Origin of the sequence: Chloroflexus sp. MS-G, from assembly GCF_000735195.1 — a bacterium.
GTDB lineage: Bacteria > Chloroflexota > Chloroflexia > Chloroflexales > Chloroflexaceae > Chloroflexus.
This window is the reverse complement of sequence record NZ_JPIM01000189.1, coordinates 1-4,874: the sequence shown is the minus strand read 5'-3', so window position 1 is coordinate 4,874 and position 4,874 is coordinate 1. Positions and strand designations below refer to the sequence as shown.

The 4,874-nt window shown below is 54.3% G+C and carries 7 protein-coding genes; all 7 read right to left on the bottom strand.

The window, feature by feature from the left end:
• Positions 1 to 149 precede the first annotated feature (149 nt).
• The gene (moeB, locus tag JE47_RS0119475; RefSeq protein ID WP_031461347.1) at positions 150 to 1,304 is read right to left on the bottom strand and encodes a molybdopterin-synthase adenylyltransferase MoeB; all 1,155 of its coding nucleotides are present in this window, start codon (positions 1,302 to 1,304) and stop codon (positions 150 to 152) included.
• Complete coding sequence (locus tag JE47_RS0119470) at positions 1,301 to 1,585, bottom strand: MoaD/ThiS family protein (protein ID WP_031461346.1); 285 nt, start codon at positions 1,583 to 1,585, stop codon at positions 1,301 to 1,303. Before JE47_RS0119470 ends, moeB begins: the two co-directional genes overlap by 4 nt.
• A 23-nt stretch (positions 1,586 to 1,608) precedes the next feature.
• Positions 1,609 to 2,094, bottom strand: a complete 486-nt coding sequence (locus JE47_RS0119465; protein ID WP_031461345.1) for a M67 family metallopeptidase — start codon at positions 2,092 to 2,094, stop codon at positions 1,609 to 1,611.
• 44 nt (positions 2,095 to 2,138) lie between these two features.
• Positions 2,139 to 3,068, bottom strand: coding sequence for a PLP-dependent cysteine synthase family protein (locus tag JE47_RS0119460; protein WP_031461344.1), 930 nt, complete (start codon positions 3,066 to 3,068; stop codon positions 2,139 to 2,141).
• Positions 3,069 to 3,102: 34 nt separating this feature from the next.
• Positions 3,103 to 3,495, bottom strand: a complete 393-nt coding sequence (locus JE47_RS0119455) for an iron-sulfur cluster assembly scaffold protein (RefSeq protein WP_031461343.1) — start codon at positions 3,493 to 3,495, stop codon at positions 3,103 to 3,105.
• Positions 3,496 to 3,560: 65 nt separating this feature from the next.
• Positions 3,561 to 4,412: a sulfurtransferase gene (locus JE47_RS0119450; RefSeq protein ID WP_031461342.1), complete on the bottom strand. Its 852-nt coding sequence runs from the start codon at positions 4,410 to 4,412 to the stop codon at positions 3,561 to 3,563.
• Between the two features lie 81 nt (positions 4,413 to 4,493).
• On the bottom strand, positions 4,494 to 4,874 hold a 381-nt coding region (locus JE47_RS0119445; protein WP_236631321.1), incomplete at its 5' end, for a non-heme iron oxygenase ferredoxin subunit.

Here is a 4,874-nt window from a genome sequence, read left to right as displayed (position 1 = left end):
CTGAGAGCACAGAGTACACAGAGGTTTAATACAGATTCTTCGTGTGCTCTGTGTCCTCTGTGGTGCATTTTTATTTACCACTGAGAGCACAGAGAGCACAGAGGTTTAATACAGATTCTCCGTGTGCTCTGTGGTCTCGGTGGTGCATGTTAATATTTCGGCACCGACGGATCAACCTCATCAGCCCAGCGCAGGATACCACCAACGAGATTTTTCACCTTGCGAAACCCGACCGACTTGAGCAATTCTACTGCACGCCCGCTGCGTGCCCCACTACGGCAATAGACGACCATTTCACGTGATGGGTCAAGCTCGTTGATCCGTTCGGGCAACTGATCAATTGGGATCAGCTTATCGGTACCGGGAATAGATGCAATTGCCACCTCATACGGATTGCGTACATCGAGCAAGAAAGGCCGGTCTGGTCGTTCAAGCCATTCTGCCAGTTCGCGGGGTGTGATTTCAAACTGGTTCGACAATGTTTGCTCCTCTGGCACAATACCACAAAACTGTTCGTAATCGATGAGCGCAGTGATCGTCGGATGATCGCCGCAGACCGGGCAAGACGGGTTGCGACGCAATTTCAACTCACGGAAGCGCATGCTTAGCGCATCGTAGAGTAGCAGGCGTCCGATCAACGGCTCACCGATACCTATCAGTAATTTTATCACTTCTGTGGCCTGAATAGTGCCAATCACCCCGGGAAGAACACCCAAAACGCCACCTTCGGCGCAGCTCGGCACCAGCCCCGGTGGTGGAGGTTCAGGGTAGAGGCAGCGGTAGCACGGTCCGCCATCACGAGTTGAAAAGACGGTTGCCTGCCCTTCAAAGCGGAAAATGCTGCCGTATACGTTTGGTTTCCCGAGCAAGACACAGGCATCGTTGGTGAGATAGCGGGTTGGAAAATTGTCGGTGCCGTCAACGATCACGTCGTATGGGCGCATCAGATCAAGCGCATTTTGTGAGGTTATTCTTGTTTCATAAGTGGTGATTTCAATGTACGGGTTGAGGTCTTGCAGCCGTCGTTTGGCTGACTCGGTTTTCGCTACCCCCACCGTACTCGTGCCATGGACAATCTGACGCTGGAGATTAGAGGCATCCACAACATCGAAATCAACCAGGCCAATATGCCCGACACCGGCTGCGGCCAGGTAGAGGGCCAGCGGTGAACCGAGACCACCGGTACCGATTAACAGCACACTCCCCTGTTTGAGCCGTCGTTGTCCGGCCATCCCTACTTCGGGCATAATTAAGTGACGTGAATAGCGGGCGATCTCTTCATTTGAGAGCGTTACCTCACTCATCGCCGCCCTCCTCCAGCAATTGCCGGAATAATGCTGACGGTATCACCATCTCGCAGGGGAGTTGCTTCACCATCGAGATAGCGAATATCCTCATCACCAACGTAAAGATTTACAAAACTGCGTAGCCGTCCCTGTTCATCGAGCAAATGGCGGCCCAACGCCGGATACAGCTCGACCAGGCCACGAATAAGTCCACCCACATCGTTCGCCTCAAGGCTGACACTGGCGTTACCGCCAGTGTATTGGCGTAATGCTGTTGGAATAGTGATTGTCACTGCCATAGCTGATGCTCCTTGCCAGTGCCTTACTTACCGGCGGCAACAGTCAAAACGTGTACCTCTTCAGGAATGAATTGCATTCCTTCGCTTACTAACAACCACGAACGCAGCTCAGCGGCTGTACCTGCCTGAACCGACTGGATCACAAATGAGAACCCAGAACCCCCAATAGCCTGAGCACCAATCCGATCGCGTTCAGAGGGGATTGCCGCCGCATCAGGATGGGAGTGGTAGCAACCGATAATTTCGTACCCACCAGAGCGGGCTTCACGATCAACTCGTAGATAGTCACGTGGATCGAGGTAAAAACGGTCGCGTCGGGAATGGGGATCATCCGTCGCGGCTAGTTGTACCTGACCGTGCCAGCGATTCTCAAGCGTGACGACGTATAATGCGGTTTTCTGGTCGCCATGGAGTGTTCCCACCAGCAGACCGACACATTCATCAGGGTAAGTCGACTCTGCGTGCGCAGCAATAGAAGCTGCTACTTTAGCCGGAATGATAAGGGTCATAGGTACCTGTCTCTATATCCCGAGTGCTATCTGATACGTCGCGCCTAGATACCGGCACCTTCAGCAAAGCCTGGCTCTTCCCAGAAACGTTCACTGAGATACCGGTTAGCGCTATCACAGAGAATAGTGACAATAACACCATGCTCAATCTGGCGGGCGACCTGCACTGCGGCCACCACATTAGCTGCTGCTGAAATGCCAACGAGCAGGCCTGCCCGTCGTGCCAGCCGCCGTGCCATCGCAAAGGCTTCTTCACTTCGCACCTCGATCATCGCATCGGCCTGTTCGGGGCGATAGATCGCCGGCACAAAGCGGGTTGAAGCCATATGCTTCACTCCTTCCAATGCATGGTATGGACTATCAGGCTGAACGGCAATCAAGCGAATCGCCCGATTGTACTCGCGTAATCGCTGCCCGGTGCCCATAAAAGTGCCACTGGTTCCTAGAGCGGCAACGAAGTGTGTCACCCGTCCCCCGGTCTGCTGCCAGATTTCAGGACCGGTGGTCTCGTAATGCGCACGGGGATTAGCCGGATTGCTGTACTGATCAGGGTAGAAGTAACGGTCGGGATGTTCAGCAACCAGAGCGCGGATGGTGGCGATAGCTGCATCCATACCCTCAGCCGGATCGGTCAGGATTAGCTCAGCACCGAGCGCACGCAGAATCCGGCGGCGCTCAGGGCTAGCATTTGCTGGCATTGCCAGCGTTACCCCATACCCAAGCGCTGCGCCAATAGTGGCATAAGCGATACCGGTGTTGCCACTGGTAGCATCAGCAATCCGCACCCCTGGCCGTAGGAGACCGCGCCGCTCACCATCGCGAATCATCCAGAGTGCAGGACGGTCTTTTACCGAGCCACCGAGGTTGTACCATTCTGCCTTGCCGTACAGCTCGATACCGGCCGGTAGATCGAGCACAGGATGGAGTGGGAGTAACGGTGTATGACCGATCAGATCGAGGATGTGCGTTGTCATGTGATATTGCCTTGTAAGCCTGTATCAGGCAGATTTACGATTGCCGATCAACCAGTCGTGCGGCTGCCTTGAGCGTTCTGAAAATCAGTGTAGCGCACTGTGGTCGGGCTCGAAAAATTTCCTGACCGACAATATTCAACGCTGAGACTTCATCGAGTGCCAGCAGATCGGTGATAGTCGCTCCTTGTAACCGTTCAATCAGGATCGACGCCGTCCCAATGCTGACACTACACCCCTGCCCGGTAAATTGCAGATTGGTCAACCGACCATCTGGTGCAACCTGGAGATATACGGTGATCGTATCACCACAATCGGGTACACCACCGCTATACGTTACCGCATCGGCCAATTCACCATAATGGCGAGGCTGGCGGTAATGGTCGAGCAATCGCTCGATGGCATCCTGGTGTGAAATTGGCTCAGACACAGATCGTCGTTCCTTCATACGGGGCGATGCGATCATCGCCCCATCCGCGATACGTGATCTTTCCCCTACACATTCTTCTCAATCGGCAACCCGACACTGTTGCCCCACTCTGTCCAGCTTCCGTCATAGTTGCGCACCTTCGGATAGCCGAGCAGGTAGGTCAGAACAAACCAGGTGTGGCTGCTCCGCTCACCAATCCGGCAGTACGCGATGACCTCCTTGTCGGGGGTTACACCCTGAGCAGTGTACAACTCGCGTAATTCATCAGCACTCTTGAAGGTACTGTCTTCATTGACAGCTCTGGCCCAGGGAATGTTGACTGCCGTGGGGATATGTCCGCCGCGCAGCGTCCCTTCTTGCGGGTAGTCGGGCATGTGGGTACGCTCGCCAGTGTATTCTTGCGGGCTGCGGACATCGACCAGGACCCCCTTGCGTTGACGGACAAAATCCAGCACTTGATCGCGGAAAGCCCGAATCTGCGAGTCGTCACGCGGTGGGGCGACATAGTTTCCTTCTGGATACGAGGGTACTTCCCGCGTTAGTGGGCGCCCTTCAGCGATCCATTTGGCCCGGCCACCGTTCATAATCCGAACATCGCGATGTCCGAAGAGTTTGAACACCCAGAAGGCGTAGGTGGCCCACCAGTTGTGTTTGTCGCCGTAGAGGACAACAGTTGTGTCGTTACTGATGCCTTTGGCGCGCATCAACGCCGCAAACCGCTCTGAGTCAAGATAATCGCGAATAACCGGATCGTTGAGGTCTTGTACCCAATCGATCTTGACGGCGCCGGGAATGTGGCCGGTATCGTACAACAACAAATCTTCATCGCTCTCGACGATGCGAACCTTGGGATCGTGCAGATGGTCGGCGACCCATTGGGTCTCGACGAGCACTTCAGGATGGGCATAACCACTCATAACAATCCTCCACCTGACAAAGGTAGTTGGCGATAGACCGATGCCTGCATTGTAGCGTGTTTTGGTATATTAGTCAAGTTGTTAATCAGAAAACTCAACAAATACTCGCTCATCGCGCACAACGGTACGATAAGTGGCAACCGGTGCAAAAGCCGGTAAGGTTTTTGGCTGCCCGGTGCGCAAATCGAACAGAGAACCGTGCATCGGGCATTCTACGCACAGCGATTCGGAATCAAGCTCGCCTTCGCTCAGTGAGGCTTCGTCGTGTGAACAGAGATCGTCGAGGGCGTAGATGTCGGTCTCCGACACCCGGAAGATTGCAATCCGACGATCTCCGACCGTAAATGCCCGCCCGCTCCCTACCGGTACGTCATCGAGTGAACAGACCTCAATCAGTTGCATGGTGTACTCCTGTGCAGTTTCAAAGCAGTGACTTTCGGCAAGATATTTCTTAGCAGTATC